This window comes from Sinobaca sp. SA16-1, assembly GCF_059510515.1.
Map to the genome: position 1 here is coordinate 166,384 of NZ_JCAKFL010000002.1, position 17,284 is coordinate 183,667.

Sequence of the window (17,284 nt, forward strand, 5' to 3'; positions counted from 1 at the left end):
TATTTTTTTGCTATTTTAGAATCCATTCATGGTCCGGATCATTATGGAACTTCCATACCCGTTCCGGCCCGGCCATCACATTTAGATAATAAGACGTGTAGCCTGCCGGAACACCAACAGGATGATACCCTTTCGGCACGATAACCATATCTCCGTTTTCTACGGTCATCGTCTCATCCAGGGAACGATCATCTGTATAGACCCTTTGAAAAACAAATCCCTGTGGAGGATCCTGCTCATGGTAGTACGTTTCTTCCAACAGCGACTCTTCTGGAAGGTTATCCTGGTCGTGCTTATGAGGAGGATAGCTGGACCAGTTTCCGCTCTCGGTAAATACTTCCACTACCAAAAGGCTGTTTGCCGTCGGATCATTATCCGGCAGGATATTATGAACCAGTCTTTTGTTGCTTCCTTCTCCCCGCTTTTCGACTCCCATATCTGAAGCTTTTAACAATTTTGTAGGCAGCTGGCTTTCGGAGGGGGAATAACAGAGAGCCACCCGTGAAGACGTATCAGCTCTCACTTCAAAGGTTTGATCATTGGAAACATACACGCTGTCTGTGGGCTTTTTCTCAAAAACAGAATCTCTGGTACCAATTTTTTCGAAAGTATTTTCGCCTTCCGTTACGGTAATTTTTCCAGTCACAGCCACAATGCAGCACTCCAGCTTTTCCAGTTTTTCTTGGTACACGGATCCGGACTGCAGGTCAACCATTTTAAAACTTACGTAATGAAGATCTGAATTACCTTCCGAAACCTCATGGATAAGAGAAATACCATTGGCTTCTTTTTTATTTAACGGTTTACGAATAAGCTTACTCATTTCTACCTCTCCTTTAATCAATAGTGCAATCGATTACATTATTAAAACAAATGATGCGTATAGAGCATGAGAAGATGGGCACACGCCGCACTCTTAATTTTCTATACGCATCAGAAAGTTTACCAGCTATTTTCTTCCTATTCAGAATAATGGTTAAAACGCTTTCAGTCAATACCTCATTAATTTAATTTACTTTCCTCTAATATTTCTTCTTTACTCTTTGTGCTGTCTTTTCTGGCTGCAAGCCACGTTGCTTCAATTTCTTCAAGCGATTTATTTTTTGTTTCAGGTACAAATTTCAAAACGAAGAAGAAAGCAAACGTACTTACCAATCCGTAGATAAGAAATGTGCCTGTTCCAAAAGCTTCGTTTAAAGGCGGAAAAGTAGACGAAGCAATCAAGTTTGCTCCCCAAACAGTTGTTACTGCTAGTGCCATGGCCTGACCTCTGATTTTATTTGGAAATAGTTCCGAAAGCAGTACCCAGGTTACAGGGCCCCATGTCATTTGGAACAACCCTACAAAAAGGAGAATAAAGATTAACGTGCCAATTCCTTGAATACCCATGAAGAAAAGTGCTGATACAGCTATTAAACATACAGCGCACCCTGCCGAACCAAGAAGTAACATAAACTTTCTTCCCTGGCGGTCAATAAGTTTTATAGCAATTAAAGATACGGCTACGCTTATCACTCCAACGAATATTGTTTGCAACATAGCGGTTGATTGACCAGCACCAAGATTTTCGAAAATGCGCGGAGCATAATACAAAATGATGTTAATTCCAATAAATTGCTGGAGGGCTGCAACAGATACTCCCACAATTAAAACTAGTTTCCCGTAATATAACATTCCTACTTTTTCTGTTTTAGTATTCAGTGAATGCTGGATTTCCTGCAGTGTATCCGCAGCCGCTTCTTTTGATCCGTTTAATTTCTCCAGAAGGTTAAAGGCTTTGTCATTTTCTTTCTTAAGTGCCAGATATCTAGGTGTTTCCGGAACGAACAGAAGAAGAAGGAAAAATAATGCCGCCGGAATCAACTCTGAAGCAAACATAAGTCTCCACCCAATATCGTTAATCCAGTCTCCCGTTCTGTTTAAGGTAATCAACCAGTTGACAAAATATACAACAGTCTGACCTACCACTACAGCCATACTATACAATACAACCATTTTGCCGCGGATTTTTTTGGGACTCATTTCACTAATATAGATGGGAGCAATCGCCGAAGCTAAACCAACACCAATTCCGCCGATGACTCTATAAAAATTAAATGTTGCCAGCAAAGCTACGCTTGGTTCTCCCATTGTGAAGAAAATTAATTCCGGATAAGCTGACCCTAATGCAGAAAGGAAGAATAGAATCGCTGCAATAACCAGCGTATTTTTACGACCGATTCTATTTGAAATAAGGCCTGAAACTAATGCGCCTATGATACATCCGATTAAGGCACTCGAGACTGTAAGTCCGTGTATGAATGAACTTAAACCTAAGCTATCAACTAAATATAACTGTACGGACTGCTCTGCACCTGCAATAACTGCTGTGTCATACCCAAACAAAAGTCCACCCAAAGAGGCTACTAAAGCTACAAATAAAATGTAACGATATTTATTATTTTTCATTTTATACGAAGGAATTTCCTTCTTCCCCACTTTCCTCAATTTAATGTAATCGTTTTCAAATATGTGCAAAAAAGATAAACAATCACTTTCAACAGAAGATAAAGTCCATTGTCTTCAAAACCTAAGAAGACAATGGCTTATTATTATTTAATGGAGGCTTTAGTAATCAATTCTTCTTTAAGGCGGTCGAGCATGAATAGGCTTGATTCTTCTGCACGATGTTCTTCTCCGAACACAGCTGACGTAACAATTCCATCAAAGTTAATCTCACGAAGCTTATTGAACAAGGCATCCCAGTTAATGTCTCCTTTTCCGATATCAAGATGCTGGTGGACCGTGGCATGTACGCCCGGCGGGTTCACTACATAACGCAGGCAGGAAGAAGCTTTATGATTAAACGTATCTGCAATATTAATGTGCTTTAACTTATCTCCTGCATAGTCAATCATTGAAGCAATATCGCCTACCCCGTCATCGTAGAAGAACGTATGAGGGACAGAATAGAAGTAACCCAGCCAATCTTTATCAAATCCGCGGATCATGTCTACAGCAGCGTTGTTGTTTTCAATGAAATCATAAGGATGGGCCTGAATGTGTACATTCAATCCTTCTTTTTCAATCGATGGAATCAACTCATGCATCGATTTCACAAACATCTGCTCACATTTATATGGCATATCATTCTGGCCGGTAAATTCTGAATTCAATATATTAACATCCAATTCCACTGCTATTTCAATAACCCGTTTCCAATTGCGTACTGCCGCTTCACGATCCTCTTCATCCGGACCCGCCCAATGCTGCATTGGCAGAAGGGAAGAAAGCTTGACCCCCGTATCCCGTAGTGCATCTTTTAATTCTTTTATTCTTGCTTTATCTATACGAGGGTACTTATAGAAAGGCATAAAGTCGTCACGCGGAGACAATTCGATATACTCGTAGCCCATTTCAGCTACTTTATCTACCATTTTTGGAATAGGCATATGTCTAATCATATGCGGATCTAGTGCAATTTTCATTATTTATTCCTCCAAATTGTTTAATGTTTTACATTTGTTTTGTTCTACCAGCGTGCCGTCAGCATCTTTTTTCGGGTATAGAAATTTACGCCATCCGTGCCATTGGCATGAAGATCCCCGTAAAAGGAATTTTTCCAGCCGGAAAATGGGAAGAATGCCATTGGTGCCGGTACTCCCAGGTTCACTCCAAGCATCCCTGCTTCAATTTCCTGTCTGAACTTCCTCACGCTGCTGCCGCTGTCTGTATAAATGCATGCACCGTTTGCAAACTCCGATTTGTTTGTCAGTTCGATTGCTTCATCAAGAGTGTCTACTCTTACAATGGATAGTACTGGAGCAAAAATTTCTTCTTTCCATATCGTCATGTCTGTCGTTACATGGTCAAAAATCACCGGGCCAAGGAAGTAGCCGTCTTCCAGCCCAACCGCTTTATTTCGGCCGTCCAGAGCGAGCTCTGCACCTTCTTCTTGTCCTTTTTTAATATAATCTTCTGATTTTTTCTTATGAGATTCGCGGATAACTGGACCAAGGAACACTCCTTCTTCCATCCCGTTTCCGACCGTCATTCCGTTCACTTCTTCTTTTAGCTTCTCCAGGAAAGGCTCAGCTACATCTCCAACGGTTACTACAACTGCCGCAGCCATACATCTTTCTCCGGCCGAACCGTAAGCTGCACCTACAATCTGCTGAACAGCGCCTTCTATATTGGCATCTGGCAGCACAATGGAATGATTTTTAGCACCGGCTAGAGCCTGTACCCGCTTCCCGTGAGAAGTTCCTGTTTTATAAACATATTCAGCTACCGGCTGGGAACCTACAAAAGAGATCGCTTTCACTCCTTTGTGCTCCAGAAGCCCGTTCACTACGTCATGTGCGCCGTGCACTATATTTAATACTCCGTCTGGAAGACCAGCCTCTGAAAATAGTTCAGCCAGCTTATTCGCCAGAAGAGGGGTTCTTTCTGATGGCTTTAGTACAAATGTATTTCCGCAGGCAATAGCGAGCGGGAACATCCAGCACGGCACCATCATCGGAAAGTTAAAAGGAGTAATGCCTCCAACAACACCAATAGGGTACTTATACATGCCTGATTCGACGCCCGTAGCTATATCCGGGAGCTGTTCTCCTTTCATTAAGGATGGGGCACCTGCAGCAAACTCAACACACTCAATACCTCTTTGGACTTCCCCATAGGCTTCACTGTAATTCTTACCGTTTTCTAACGTAATAAGACGGGCTAATTCATCCCAATGTTCAATTAAAAGCTGCTGATATTTAAATAAAATACGTGCTCTTTTTGGTACGGGCGTATTACTCCACATTTTGAATGTTTTCTCAGCTACCTGGACTGCGCCATCGACATCTTCTTTATTGGAGATCGGAACGTGTGCAATGATTTCTCCTGTAGCAGGGTTGGGAATTTCCTCCGTGGCCGCTGCTTTTGCGTCAACCCATTTACCATTAATATAATTTTGAAGATTCTGAACTGTTTTTGTAGTAGACATTTTAGTTCCCCTTTCAGTTTATGATAAGCAATTAATAAAATAGATTAGTTGTCAAAACTCAAAATGTAATCGATTGCAATTTTGTTTATAAATAGAATACTAATTCATATAATTGAATTTGTAAACGCTTTTATTTGAATTAATTGATAATTATATTAGATAAACCTGGATATTCTAATTAAAAATATCTGATTTTGTTGAATTAAAAGGGCTTTTAGAGATAAAAGCAATCGATTACATTTTCAAATAAAAATTTACATTCCGGCTAAATTTTATTTTTAACTAAGGTATTGGTAGACTTTGTTTCAGCTCCACAGGTCTGTCTAACAATCAACTGATTGTCCAGAACATATTTCTTTTTAGAAAAAGTTTCTTTCCTTATTAACTTTAAGAGCAGTTCCATCGCTTTTGTACCGATTTCATATTTAGGCTGGTCTATAGTAGTTAAATGCGGCGTAAAAATAGACGCCATTTCTATATTATCAAAGCCCACTACCGCTATATCTTCCGGTACATTCAATCCACTTTCTTTTATAGCATTGATTGCTCCTATGGCCATTTCATCATTAAAAACAAATACGGCACTGGGGGGAACTTCCAAAGAAATCAGTTTCAGCATCTGATTGTATCCTGATTTAATACTAAAGTCGCCTTCTTGTATATATAATGGATTGCCCTCTATATCGTTGCTAATTAAAGCCTGTTGAAACCCACGGAGCCTGTCTCTGCTTAGAATTACATCCATCGGACCAGTAATATGGGCAATACGACTGTGCCCCAAATCGACCAGGTGCTGAACTGCTTTCCTTGCACTGCTGATATTATCTATAGAAACCGTGGGAATATTTAAGCCATCCATATACTCGCATGCCAGCACTACTGGATAATTTTCAGCAATATGAGTCAGCTCCTGCTGATTGCTTCTGGCAGTGAGCAGAATCATTCCATCTACCTGTTTTTGATAAAGCAGGCTTATATACTCCCTCTCCCTTTCAGGATTGTTTTCGGTGTCTGCTAATATAACCTGATAATTGTTTTTTACTGCGTAATGCTCAATTCCCCGCAGAACGCCGGCAAAGAAAGCACTTGTAATATCAGGAACAACGACCATTATAATTTTAGTTTCTCTCGTTCTAAACTGTCTTGCTACTACGTGGGGCTGATAATTGAGCTCTTCAATTGCAGACAATACCTTTTCTCTGGTTTTTTTGCTTACCATTGAAGGTTTGGTTAATACTCTCGACACAGTAGCAGTCGATACATTAGCAAGCTTCGCTACATCATCCATCTTCATATTCTTATCCTCCTGCTATTTGAAAACGATTGCATAAACCGTTATATTAGAAATATTTATACATTTTATTCTACTTATATTAATTAAAATAAGCAATTAAAGCTCTATTTAAAATGAAAAAGACTCTTAAATGGTTTATTAGTGCCACTAACTAAAATAGTTTCGACAAAAAATTGCCTAAATTAGACCGCAATTACTCTGACGCTACAATTACTTCTTGCGCACAAGTCAGAGAAGGCGGTAAATTCGCTGGATCATTGAGTGTGTCATCTGATACCCACATTGAAAGCCTTAGAAAGCTAGTGTCATCCATTTAAAGTACAGGGACTAAAGCAATTTTACAAATATTTCATGTTGGTCGGATGTCCCCTGCATCATGGCTGAGAGGTACTCAACCTGTTAGTGCTATTCCAGCCGTTCGAGATAATGCAGAAATTCCAAGAGAATTACCGAATGAAGAAGTCCATGAATTGGTAAATGCTTTTGGCGAAGCAACTAGAAGAGCTATTGAAGCGGGGTTTGACGGAGTAGAGCTACATGGGGCAAACACCTACTTGATTCAACAATTTTTTTCCCCACATTCTAATCGTAGAACTGATTTTTGGGGAGGATCGCTTGAAAAAAGAATGAATTTCCCTCTTGCGGTTGTACAATCCGCAAAAGCAGCTATTGAAAAATATGCGGACAAACCATTTATTTTTGGCTATCGTATTTCACCTCAAGAGTTAGAGGAACCAGGAATTACACCCGATGACACACTAGCTCTTTTAATGAAGTTAAAAGAGCTAGGCCTTGATTATATTCATCTTTCCCTTAGTAAGATGGAGCAAAGTTCCATGCGTGATAAGAAGAGTGCAACACCTGTTATTAACATTATCAATGATGAAATTGGAGATGAAATACCACTCATCATTGCAGGTTCGGTCATAACACCAGATGATGCCTTGCACGTATTAAAAGAACTGAACATTCCCCTTGTAGCAATTGCAAAACAACTTATTATAGAACCTGATTGGATGCAGAAAGTAAAAACCGGAGAAGAAAATACCATTCGCACTGAAATTCAGATGAAAGACCGAAAAGATTTGGCTTTACTTGATGCTATGTGGGAATATATAGAAGCTGTACCTGGAGGGTGTCCGATAGTAAAATCAGAATATAATATGACTAGAAATAGGTAACAGGTATTCATAGTATGATCAATGCTTTTGAGGGAACTACAGACTTTCAACTAGGCACAAATGAAATAAATAAATTAATGTAATCCAACTTCTTGGATTTATTTCTAACAGAATAATAAAGCAAAGGGGCTGTTCCAAAAGTCTTGATTTCCATTTATGCCGAACGCAGAGAGCTCTTTAGAGTGGTCCTATAATATCAGACAGGAAAAACCCCCAAATGTTGGATTTCACTCTAACATTTGGGGGCACTACCTATCCCTTCTATGGGCCAGTGGCCTTTTGCTTTTTTCAAAAACAATCCTCAGTCGCGTATGCATACCACAAAACCATTTAGCGGTGGCCGACTATTGGATGCGGGGTATAAGGCTCTTCAAGAAAAGTAACATCCTCAGGAGCAAGCTTTACCGATAAAGCCCCAACGGCTTCGTCCAGGTGAGACACTTTCGTAGCACCAATGATCGGGGCTGCAATAGTTTCTTTTTGCAGCAGCCAGGCAAGTGCCACGTGAATACGGGGAACTTGATACTTTTCTGCAATAGAGGCTACGCGTTCCACCACCAATCGATCGGCTTCTGCTGTCTTATCGTATTTCGATTGTTGAATGTAATCCGTCTCGGAACGATGCGTGGTAACGGACCAATCACGCGTTAATCTTCCGGACGCCAGGGGACTATAAGGCGTAACCCCGATTTTCTCTTCCTTGCACAGGGGCAGCATCTCCCGTTCCTCTTCCCGGTAGAGGAGGTTTAAGTGGTTCTGCATCGACACAAATTTCGTCCAGCCATGTGTTTCCGCTACATAGTTAGCCTTTTGAAACTGCCAGGCAGACATCGCAGAAGCCCCGATGTATCTGGCTTTTCCAGCCTTGACGACATCATGTAATGCTTCCATTGTTTCTTCAATAGGGGTGGTGTGGTCCCAGCGGTGGATGATATAAAGATCCACGTACTCGGTTTTTAGTCGCCGAAGGCTTTTTTCTATTTCACTCATAATGGCTTTGCGGGAAAGACCGGATCCGTTAGGTCCTTCACGCATCTCTCCCTGTACTTTTGTGGCGAGAACGATTTCATCCCGATTCGCATAATCATTCAATGCTCGTCCCAGGTATTCCTCGCTGGTCCCAAGGGAATATACGTTGGCTGTATCAAAAAAATTAATCCCTGCGTCCAGAGCTTTTTTTATAACGGGACGGGAATCTGCTTCGTTCCGCACCCATTTGTGAATCCATTGGTTTGCGTCTCCAAATCCCATACAGCCAAGACAGAATCGCGACACATCTAAGCCTGTATTGCCAAGTTTTACATATTCCATACTCGCAGCTCTCTCCTTTGTTTACCTGCTGGATTTATCGCAGCGTATTACAGCCCCATTATGGCATATATAAAACCAATCTCTTATCTTATTTCTATTCATTTTTTGCCTAATCCTCTCAAATCGATTCCCTTCTTCCATGGTTATCCGCTATACTAATTGGAAAACCCCCTAAGGAGAAGGTAGTATGGCAGACAAGATGCATCTATGTAAAATCACTTCCATTATCGAAAATCATGTCCGGGAGGACGGGGTGCATCCTACCCCCATTCCCTCTATGTTTTTCATTCGTGAATCGGTAAGGACAGAACCTATTCCCAGGGTGAATGAACCGTCTTTTTGCATTATCCTCCAAGGAGAAAAGGAAGTAGTATTGGGTCGGGAACGCTTTTTGTATGGCCCCGGCCATTACATTGCGGCTTCCGTTGATCTTCCTGTAACCGGGCAGGTCATTAAAGCCTCATCTGACTCCCCTTACTTAGCTCTCAAACTTGAATGGACCCCAAGCCAAATTTTAGAAGTCGTCAAGGAACTTCCTATTACGTTGGACCGGAGAACTCCTACGAAACGGGCGATGTTTATCAGCGAAGCCGCACCTCCTTTACTCGATGCCGTCCAGCGGCTGGCTGCCTTACTGAACAATCCGAACCATATTCCGGTCCTTGCCCCTCTCTTACAAAAAGAAATTATCTATTGGATTTTACAAGGGCCATATGGCAGTACACTGGCGCAGGTAATAGCCGATAACCATCATGCTTCCAGCATAAGAGAAGTGATTCACTATATTTTCCATCATTACAAAGAATCTTTTCCAATAGATCAGCTTGCTGAAAAAGCGAATATGAGCGTGTCTTCTCTGCATCGGCATTTTAAAGAGCTCACAGCCATGAGTCCCCTGCAGTTTCAAAAACAGTTGCGGCTTCAGGAAGCCCGGCGTTTATTAGTAACGGAGTCTCTGGATATAGCTGAAGCGGCCTTTAGAACGGGGTATGAAAGCCCATCGCAGTTCAGCCGGGAATACTCCCGTCTGTTCGGCCTCCCACCCAAAGTCGATGTCACCCGCTTAAAAGAAACATACGCTTAATTAAATAAAGGAAGAGAGTCAGGAATTGAGCAATAAAATATTGTATTGCACTAAACAAAAAAAGATCCAGTATGTTATTCGCTGAATAACATACTGGATCTTTTTCTTAGGAAATTATAATTTTATCGCAGTAATTCCCATTTCCTTTTTGCGGTTTAGCGGTAAGATTTAGGATCTTTCCCTTGATGATTTCTAGGTTACCCTCTACTCTCCTGTCTTTTCATTGTTTAAATTTCTCTCCTATCAACAATACTTATCTATAGACTTTTTAAAAAGAATGCCGCCAGCTTATCAAAAGGAATTTTTTTGCCTGATCATACATATCAACGTGATTTACATCTGAAATGGTATAGACCTCTTTCGGTTCTACCGCATTTTTATAGGCCGTTCCGCTGAAATAGGTAGAATGTACATTTAACCTACTATAAACAAAATGGGATGCGGAATGATTTTATTTATATGTGTCAAAGACAAAAGGTCGTCAAAGATAGCATAGATGATCTGGTCACATTGCCACGTGCATGAGGATACCAGCCCCCATTCACTCCTGGGTAGTTTTAATTTTTTTTAACGTTTTCGCTGGCACACCGCCTGCAATAACATTGGAGGGTACATTTTTGGTCACTACTGCACCCGCCGCGATAATAGCCCCCTCTCCAATGACTATCCCGGGGAGAACGGTGGCATTTGCTCCAATCCAGACATCTTTTCCGATTGTAATAGGCGCAGGATGCATCGTGCTGCGCTTGGCAGGATCAATATCGTGATTTAAGGTAGCCAAAACAACATTATGTCCAATAAGAGCCCTATCTCCAATGGTAATGCCTCCTTGATCTTGAAAGCGGCAGCCGGAGTTGATAAAAACATTCTTGCCCATCTTAATATTTTTTCCGCAATCTGTATAAAAAGGGGGAAAGAGAGCAAATGTATGATCTACCGGTTGCTCAATCAACTGGAAAAAAAGTGCCTGAATGTCTTCCGGTGTGTGATACTGTCCATTTAACTGACTGGTCAACTTCAATGCTTCCTGCGATAGATTATGCATCATTTGGTGCATCTCGGTACCGCCTTCAACTGATTCTCCACGATTTAGGTGGGCTAAAAGATCATTAGTATTCATTCAAACTCTCCTTTATATTTTTTCTTTTATTGATACTCATTTAATAATTTTTGACTAATAACAGATTTACCTTTTGTCTATTATTTTTTAATTTGTTAAAAATGTACAAACTTTTCTACATTTCTATTGTTTCTTGGTCCCTTATAACACCATTTTAATTCCTAGAGTTAACTCTAGTTCAAGAAGGTAGTTTCTAATCCTAAATGAATTAGCTGGTCACTTACGAACTAAGAAAAGCCCCTCGGTACTCATAAATGAATTTATGAGTACCGAGGGGTTTAATTAATGAGTAATTTCAATTTTATTTTTCTTATGAACCTCTTCTGTTCCTGCTTCTAATGCCGTTTTGTAGTACATGCATTTATGTTCAATAAGAGCCATTGTTTTTTTTAGTTCTTCAATCTGCGCTTCTGCCGCAGCTTTTCGTCCCATAAACATATCGTACCTTTTTTGAAGGGTGGAATCTCCTTCCGCACACCAATCAATAAAATGTTTAATCTCTTTAATGGGCATGCCTGTCGATTTTAGGCATTCAATAATTTTCAACGCTCCAATATCTGCTTCATTAAACACCCGTACCCCACTGTCTTTTCTTTCTATAAAAGGCATGAGCCCTTCTTTATCATAATAGCGCAACGTATACACCGTAAGATTCAGTTCTTTTGCCACTTCGCTTATTGAGTATGTTTTCATCCGTTATCTTCCTTTCCATATCAATCAAACCTCTAGTTAACTCCAACTACACAAATAAATTACCACGTTTTTTATGTAGCGTCAAAAAGTCTTGAAAAAAACAACCAGTCTATTTGATCCTTGTAGGACAAAAGTTTTTGAATGACTTTCATGACTAAAGATATTTACCATTCATTAAAATAAAGCGCTTGACTTAGAGTTAACTCTAAACTGTAGCATACAATTTATAAGAGAAATTAATTTAAGGTTTCTCTTTTAAATTGATAATAAGAGGAAAAACAAAAAAAGGTGGAGATGTTATATGAAAGCAAATATTATGTACGAAGCTGGAGATGTCCGGGTCGAAGAATTACCGGTTCCAGAATTGAAGCAATCTACGGATGTTCTTTTAAAAGTCGTTGCTGCCTGCGTTTGCGGAAGCGATCTGCATCCTTATCGCAATATGCACGCCCACGATCATGGGGAAGGCGAAGCAATGGGACATGAAGTACTTGGACGAATTGAAGAACTCGGTTCTGACGTTTCCGGCTTCACGAAAGGCGATTTGGTCGTTGTTCCTTTTGCTTATGGGGATAATACGTGTCCATTCTGTCAGGAAGGATTAATGACTTCTTGTGTGAACGGAGGCTTTATGACGGGAGCTCAGGCGGAATTTGTCCTGGTGCCCCAAGCACAGGGAAGCATGTTCAAACTGCCTGACGACATTGACGAAAACTCGTCTTTACTGCCGTCCCTCCTGACTTTGTCTGATGTGTACGGCACCGGCTACCATGCAGCGATCATGGGCGGCGTGAATGAAGATACAACGGTAACCGTTATTGGAGATGGAGCGGTAGGTCTTCTTGCTGTACTGTCCGCTAAGAAACTTGGTGCCAAACAAATCATTCTTATGGGCCGCCATAAGGATCGGACCGACCTTGGGATGGAGTTTGGGGCTACCGATGTGGTGTCGGAACGAGGAGACGAAGGCATTGCCAAAGTTCACGAGCTGACGAATGGCGAAGGAACCCACGTCGTGCTCGAGTGCGTTGGGTTGATGCCTGCGTATGAAATGAGTGTGGGTGCTGTGCGTGCTGGTGGCGTGATCAGCCGCGTCGGGGTACCTCAGTATGAAGAGGCAGCCGTTGGCTTTATGAGTCTTTTTGGACGGAATATCACCTTGACGGGCGGACCTGCCCCAACACGTGCCTACATGGAGGAATTGCTGCCGGATATTCTCGATGGAACCATTGAGCCCGGCCGGGTGTTTGACGTAACGGTGGATCTCGACCATGTGCCCGACGGATATCGTGCCATGGACAACCGTGAAGCTCTAAAAGTGTTAATCAGACCTTAAAGATTTTCATTTTTCCAACCAAAAAGACATTACGGATTCCAATACAAATTAAAAATGAAACGTTAGAGAAAATCAGCAAGTCTCTTGAGACAAAAGCCTTATTTGTAATCTATGAAAGGCCATAAAGAAGGTTTAAAGGAAATAGCACTTTCACTGGATACATTGTGAAAGTGCTATTTTTCATAATTATATGATTATTAGAAAGTTAGTACACGATTATTTTGTTTTTCTCCCAGCTCGTCAAAGTATTCCATCTTTTTATCTATTTTCTTAAATACTTTATTTAGATTTATTTTTTGTTCTATCATTTTTTCTTATGTTTTTCAAGGGTTGCTTTATCGTAGCGTATGAGTTGGCAGATTCACTTTTACTGCCGCCTCTCTACTGTTCCGATGACTTATTTCTTTTGCTGATTTTTTAAGTGTTTCACATTCATCTTACCAAACACTATCTAAAATATCTCGGGATTATTATTAAATTAGAACCCAACTACTCTAGACAATTGTCATGTTTTTATAAAGGACTATAATGGCCAGAAAAAGTATTCCTTGACTTAGAGTTCACTCCAAGGTTTAAACTGACTTTAACTTTTAACCGGCGAGGTCTGGAAGTGACTTCTCGTTGGTGATAAGACCAAAAAAATACTCTCGTCATTTAGTTAGTATTCCTCTATCGGGTTCTTTCGACACTTCAGCAGACCTTGTCTTAGAAAGTGGAGGCGACTATACACGCTGGGAGCCGCATTAGGATGACAGATGGATGGGAGAAAAAGGCTTCCACATTCTTCCGAAAGAAAACAAGGAACAACCTCTCGACCTGCAGGCAGGTCGATTAAAAGAACAGATAAAGGAGATGGTTTGGCCATGCTCGGGGAAAAAATTCAAAGACATCGTCAAAACAAAAACATGACTTTGGCGGATTTAGCTCAACACGCAGCGGTGTCGAAATCGTATCTCAGCGTGATAGAGCGTGGTATTAAGTCCAATCCTTCTATTACAATAATAGAAAAGATCGCCCAAGTTCTTGGTGTCTCTGTGTCTGCCTTACTTATAGACCCTCCCCCTGCCCAGCAAAAGGTGGTTTTAGATGAAGAATGGCATCGGTTAATCCAAGAAGCGATTCAATCGGACATGAGTAAACAGCGTTTTAAAGATTACTTAGTCTTTATTGGTACGAAACTCTAAGCTGGATAGATTCCATTCTGCGCGGTAAAGGACTGATGCTTAACCTTTAAATCGTTAAAAAGCCTATCAGCTCTTTACTAATCAAGCGTTGCTATTATAATTTTTAGAATATTTTATTTTATCTTTTGGGAATTAGTCACCGATATCAATTTCATCTAATTTCTTTTAATCATACGCAGCTAACCCACAAGGGTGAGCTCTTTTTCTATACTTGCAGCCTCTACGTTTTTAAAAAGGATAATCTTTTCCACTTTTCATACCAACAGTCCCTCATTGATACGCTTTTATTCTTCACGAATAAGCCTCTATCTCCTTACCCCACTCCTCTGCTCGTTGAACACTTAACATAATCGTGGTTGTTAAAAGCCAATTAAATATAGAAAGAGAAGAGGCTGAAAAGCATCTCTTCTCTCTTTTTTTCTGTAAAATTTTGCTTTTATTTCGAGTCTTCAAAAGTAGTATTCACACCCTGTGCCATCTCCATCGCGATCTAGATGCTTCGCATACCAAGGGTCTCCTTTTTAATCAGGTTTTAAAATGCACGTCTGTTTCTACTTTTTATTCTGTGGGTGTTGGTTCAGGTTCTGACTTTGGCTCTGATTGAGGCTCTGGTTTTTCTTCTTTCCCGTATTGAAATCCGTTCTCTTGGTAATCGAAAACCAACGTTTTCTATGAAAGCGACCCAACCAAGAAAATGCTTCATGACCATTCCCCTTTTTCCATCATTTAAAGGGAGACTACTCATAAAGTATCAACCAAAGGGTAAAATGCTTGGAGTTAGGATCCAACGGTTTTTATTCTTTACTTCTGTAGGAAATAATAAATACTCTAAAAAAAATATTTGTTTTATACTCAGATGATCTGTTTAATATATTCGTCCATAAGTTCTTTATTTAGTTTTTTGCCATACTGCGTGCTCTCTAACGTAGTATCATTATGGGGTATAAATAATATATCTATTACTTGATCATCTTCATCGTAATTTTTTCTATAATCGCTAGCTATTACTTTGATTTCCTTTTCGATCTGTTCGAATTGGATTCTCTTATTACCCAACGCCATCGAAGGGCCTTGATGGTAAAAACCGTACAATACAACATCGTTAAAATCATGATTACTCGAATTCTTATCTAAATTTCTTTTAAATACTTGGAGGTATGTTGAAATAAATTCTATGCCATCCAAAACAACTTTTTCTACATTCATTATTAGCACCTCTTTTTTACATTAACTTTTTTATAAACACTATTATATTCTAAAAAAATTACGAAAGGCTTCCCAATTCCCCTGCCTCCGGGTGTAACTTGCTCTCAAATACCAACGGTGTCCGATCAGATTAGGCATCAAAAAAAAGAAAAAGGCATGCTTTAATAAGCCCCTTCTCTCCCTTTTTATGTTTAAAATCGTACTTTTGTGAACAGAGTGGAGGTTCCTACCATCTATCCACCTGCTTTAAAAACCTCCTCTAAAGTAGATATGTTGTATTTGTACTTTGGGAAGATGTCTTGCTTCTATTTTAATGTACCTGCTTTCCCATTCTCCATAAATCATAAAGAAATAGCTTTTTCATATTTGCCATTTTTATCTAAAAGAATAATTAAAATCACGGATAATGTTTCGAAATTGGTCGTGTACCAATTGTTCTGTTTTTTTATCGTAATAGTCCCGGTAGTTTATTTTTTTCTTATTGGATACTTTTTCTTTCGGCAAGTTCATGGCAGACAGACCAATCTTTTCTCCTACGTCTATTAAATCCTGCTCTATCTGTTCGAATCGTATGTAAAAATCACAGGCTTTTCCTTGTTCATCATAAACGAAAGGATCAAGCAGTTCTCCTATTTTTTTAAAACCAGTTGGAAGCACTTCTTCTTCTGTAATCATCTGGACAAAATACGGAAAAGACATATCCCGCTTTTCCGATCTTCCTGCCCGTCCGCTCCTAATCCAGCGATAGTCAGAAGCTACTAGATCCCAGGGATTTCGTATGTTAGCTACTTTATATGATTTCTGCCATGTTTTTTCTCCTATGAGATGCTTTACATCTGCCGCCGACTGATGCTGCAGCAGCGGCCCGCCGCTTCCTGTTTTCCGCAGAAAGATCTTCGCTCCTGTATCGATTATCTTTTGCGAGCTGCCTATATCGGTGTTATAGCCCCACTTTGTAAAAAAATGCCCTTTTTTTCGTTCTGCAAACCCATATTTGCCAATATCTTTTGCGGTCGCATACGCTGTTATTCTCTCATGGGCTTTTCTAATAAAAGCAATTTCCGTAGAGGTGCCCCCTGTTTTATAACTTTTCAAATAGATCAAACGCAATGGCTGGCTGATAATTGTCATGTTGTTCCTCCTGGATTTCTTTTACTGCTTACTAGATCACCTAATTTAAAAGGATACTATGTACGCTGGACATTTTTTTCGCCGGTTAACAGTATTACACTTGCAAGCGTTATAGCAATCGGTACCGGTTTATATTCTACATGTTCCGGAAACCCACTCCCTACTGTTAGACTGGTAAACAAAAGGGCTCTTTCTCATCATAGAATTTCGTTCTTTAATTATTTTTCAGTTAACGTTAAGTTTTTATACCAAATTTTGTTTCATTTAAGCTGATTGATCAAATTATTTTCTCCTTTTTCTATCACCTATTTTCATCATAAGAATCAATCTTAGTTTGGTGAAAAAAATTAAAAAAACTGCCCCTTTTGGAGCAGCCAAACACAAAAAGAACGGTTCCCAAGGGCAGTTTGGAGGGAAGGGTGGTGGACCCACTGTTAATGTATCATGCTCTTGTTTCTCTGCCTATGAATGGTGCCAAATCTTTACAAACACTTTACATAATGCAACTTATTAAAATCTAATGAAATACAAAAGGAATATATTGATACAATTCTTTATGTAATTGTAAGATCATGTTATCTGCGATTGGGATCTTCTTATAGGAAGACTAGACAAGGTTTAATACATCACGATAACCGGCTGCTTCCCCTTCCGAACGATCCATAGGCGTTTTTGTGACGCATCAGTCCTTTCAAGCGTTGATCGGTAATTACGATACCTTCGATAGCGTTCGAAGATTTTGTTGATTAAATCACCGCTTATACGAAAATGA

Annotated in this window: 14 protein-coding genes and 1 pseudogene; 4 read left to right on the forward strand and 11 right to left on the reverse strand. The window is 40.0% G+C overall.

What is annotated here, in order from left to right; all coding sequences use genetic code 11:
* Positions 1-10: 10 nt before the first annotated feature.
* The 5 genes from iolB to AC5W2J_RS04965 all read right to left on the reverse strand — a co-directional run bounded on the left by iolB (position 11) and on the right by AC5W2J_RS04965 (position 6,266).
* Positions 11-823, reverse strand: coding sequence for a 5-deoxy-glucuronate isomerase (gene iolB, locus AC5W2J_RS04945; RefSeq protein ID WP_496058383.1), 813 nt, complete (start codon positions 821-823; stop codon positions 11-13).
* 179 nt (positions 824-1,002) lie between these two features.
* Positions 1,003-2,448, reverse strand: coding sequence for a sugar porter family MFS transporter (locus AC5W2J_RS04950; RefSeq protein ID WP_496058384.1), 1,446 nt, complete (start codon positions 2,446-2,448; stop codon positions 1,003-1,005).
* A gap of 143 nt (positions 2,449-2,591) precedes the next feature.
* Positions 2,592-3,467, reverse strand: a complete 876-nt coding sequence (locus AC5W2J_RS04955; protein ID WP_496058385.1) for a sugar phosphate isomerase/epimerase family protein — start codon at positions 3,465-3,467, stop codon at positions 2,592-2,594.
* A 44-nt stretch (positions 3,468-3,511) separates the two neighbouring features.
* Positions 3,512-4,972 carry a CoA-acylating methylmalonate-semialdehyde dehydrogenase gene (locus tag AC5W2J_RS04960; protein ID WP_496058386.1) on the reverse strand — a complete coding sequence of 487 codons (1,461 nt, stop codon included), beginning with the start codon at positions 4,970-4,972 and terminating at the stop codon, positions 3,512-3,514.
* Between the two features lie 265 nt (positions 4,973-5,237).
* Positions 5,238-6,266, reverse strand: a complete 1,029-nt coding sequence (locus tag AC5W2J_RS04965) for a LacI family DNA-binding transcriptional regulator (protein WP_496058387.1) — start codon at positions 6,264-6,266, stop codon at positions 5,238-5,240.
* A 335-nt stretch (positions 6,267-6,601) separates the two neighbouring features.
* Here AC5W2J_RS04965 and AC5W2J_RS04970 point away from each other — a divergent pair, with 335 nt between their 5' ends.
* Entirely contained in the window at positions 6,602-7,447 is an 846-nt protein-coding gene (locus AC5W2J_RS04970) for an oxidoreductase (protein WP_496058931.1), read from the forward strand.
* A 330-nt stretch (positions 7,448-7,777) separates the two neighbouring features.
* On the opposite strand, the gene AC5W2J_RS04975 is transcribed toward AC5W2J_RS04970, so the two are convergent.
* Complete coding sequence (locus tag AC5W2J_RS04975; RefSeq protein WP_496058388.1) at positions 7,778-8,758, reverse strand: aldo/keto reductase; 981 nt, start codon at positions 8,756-8,758, stop codon at positions 7,778-7,780.
* 187 nt (positions 8,759-8,945) lie between these two features.
* On the opposite strand from AC5W2J_RS04975, the gene AC5W2J_RS04980 reads away from it, so the two are divergent.
* Positions 8,946-9,842, forward strand: coding sequence for an AraC family transcriptional regulator (locus AC5W2J_RS04980; protein ID WP_496058389.1), 897 nt, complete (start codon positions 8,946-8,948; stop codon positions 9,840-9,842).
* 541 nt (positions 9,843-10,383) lie between these two features.
* On the opposite strand, the gene AC5W2J_RS04985 is transcribed toward AC5W2J_RS04980, so the two are convergent.
* Positions 10,384-10,962: a DapH/DapD/GlmU-related protein gene (locus AC5W2J_RS04985; RefSeq protein WP_496058390.1), complete on the reverse strand. Its 579-nt coding sequence runs from the start codon at positions 10,960-10,962 to the stop codon at positions 10,384-10,386.
* A 282-nt stretch (positions 10,963-11,244) separates the two neighbouring features.
* Positions 11,245-11,655: a MerR family transcriptional regulator gene (locus tag AC5W2J_RS04990; RefSeq protein WP_496058391.1), complete on the reverse strand. Its 411-nt coding sequence runs from the start codon at positions 11,653-11,655 to the stop codon at positions 11,245-11,247.
* A 301-nt stretch (positions 11,656-11,956) separates the two neighbouring features.
* Here AC5W2J_RS04990 and AC5W2J_RS04995 point away from each other — a divergent pair, with 301 nt between their 5' ends.
* Together AC5W2J_RS04995 and AC5W2J_RS05000 are read left to right on the forward strand one after the other, a co-directional pair.
* The gene (locus AC5W2J_RS04995; protein WP_496058392.1) at positions 11,957-12,991 is read left to right on the forward strand and encodes a zinc-binding dehydrogenase; all 1,035 of its coding nucleotides are present in this window, start codon (positions 11,957-11,959) and stop codon (positions 12,989-12,991) included.
* A 755-nt stretch (positions 12,992-13,746) separates the two neighbouring features.
* The gene (locus tag AC5W2J_RS05000) at positions 13,747-14,175 is read left to right on the forward strand and encodes a helix-turn-helix domain-containing protein (protein ID WP_496058393.1); all 429 of its coding nucleotides are present in this window, start codon (positions 13,747-13,749) and stop codon (positions 14,173-14,175) included.
* Positions 14,176-14,624: 449 nt separating this feature from the next.
* Here the strand turns inward: AC5W2J_RS05000 and AC5W2J_RS05005 are convergent.
* The 3 genes and pseudogenes from AC5W2J_RS05005 to AC5W2J_RS05015 all read right to left on the reverse strand — a co-directional run.
* Positions 14,625-14,693 (reverse strand): annotated as a pseudogene (locus AC5W2J_RS05005) (excalibur calcium-binding domain-containing protein); the annotation flags it as partial.
* 334 nt (positions 14,694-15,027) lie between these two features.
* Positions 15,028-15,381: a hypothetical protein gene (locus tag AC5W2J_RS05010; RefSeq protein ID WP_496058394.1), complete on the reverse strand. Its 354-nt coding sequence runs from the start codon at positions 15,379-15,381 to the stop codon at positions 15,028-15,030.
* Positions 15,382-15,756: 375 nt separating this feature from the next.
* Positions 15,757-16,512: a hypothetical protein gene (locus AC5W2J_RS05015; RefSeq protein WP_496058395.1), complete on the reverse strand. Its 756-nt coding sequence runs from the start codon at positions 16,510-16,512 to the stop codon at positions 15,757-15,759.
* Positions 16,513-17,284 lie beyond the last annotated feature (772 nt).

Coding starts and splice junctions, on each gene's coding strand:
- AC5W2J_RS04955 (WP_496058385.1), bottom strand. CDS start 3,467: ATGAAAATTGCACTAGATCCGCATATGATTAGACATATGCCTATTCCA.
- AC5W2J_RS05000 (WP_496058393.1), top strand. CDS start 13,747: ATGGATGGGAGAAAAAGGCTTCCACATTCTTCCGAAAGAAAACAAGGA.
- AC5W2J_RS04965 (WP_496058387.1), bottom strand. CDS start 6,266: ATGAAGATGGATGATGTAGCGAAGCTTGCTAATGTATCGACTGCTACT.
- AC5W2J_RS04980 (WP_496058389.1), top strand. CDS start 8,946: ATGGCAGACAAGATGCATCTATGTAAAATCACTTCCATTATCGAAAAT.
- AC5W2J_RS04995 (WP_496058392.1), top strand. CDS start 11,957: ATGAAAGCAAATATTATGTACGAAGCTGGAGATGTCCGGGTCGAAGAA.
- iolB (WP_496058383.1), bottom strand. CDS start 823: ATGAGTAAGCTTATTCGTAAACCGTTAAATAAAAAAGAAGCCAATGGT.
- AC5W2J_RS05010 (WP_496058394.1), bottom strand. CDS start 15,381: ATGAATGTAGAAAAAGTTGTTTTGGATGGCATAGAATTTATTTCAACA.
- AC5W2J_RS04985 (WP_496058390.1), bottom strand. CDS start 10,962: ATGAATACTAATGATCTTTTAGCCCACCTAAATCGTGGAGAATCAGTT.
- AC5W2J_RS05015 (WP_496058395.1), bottom strand. CDS start 16,512: ATGACAATTATCAGCCAGCCATTGCGTTTGATCTATTTGAAAAGTTAT.
- AC5W2J_RS04950 (WP_496058384.1), bottom strand. CDS start 2,448: ATGAAAAATAATAAATATCGTTACATTTTATTTGTAGCTTTAGTAGCC.
- AC5W2J_RS04990 (WP_496058391.1), bottom strand. CDS start 11,655: ATGAAAACATACTCAATAAGCGAAGTGGCAAAAGAACTGAATCTTACG.
- AC5W2J_RS04960 (WP_496058386.1), bottom strand. CDS start 4,972: ATGTCTACTACAAAAACAGTTCAGAATCTTCAAAATTATATTAATGGT.
- AC5W2J_RS04975 (WP_496058388.1), bottom strand. CDS start 8,758: ATGGAATATGTAAAACTTGGCAATACAGGCTTAGATGTGTCGCGATTC.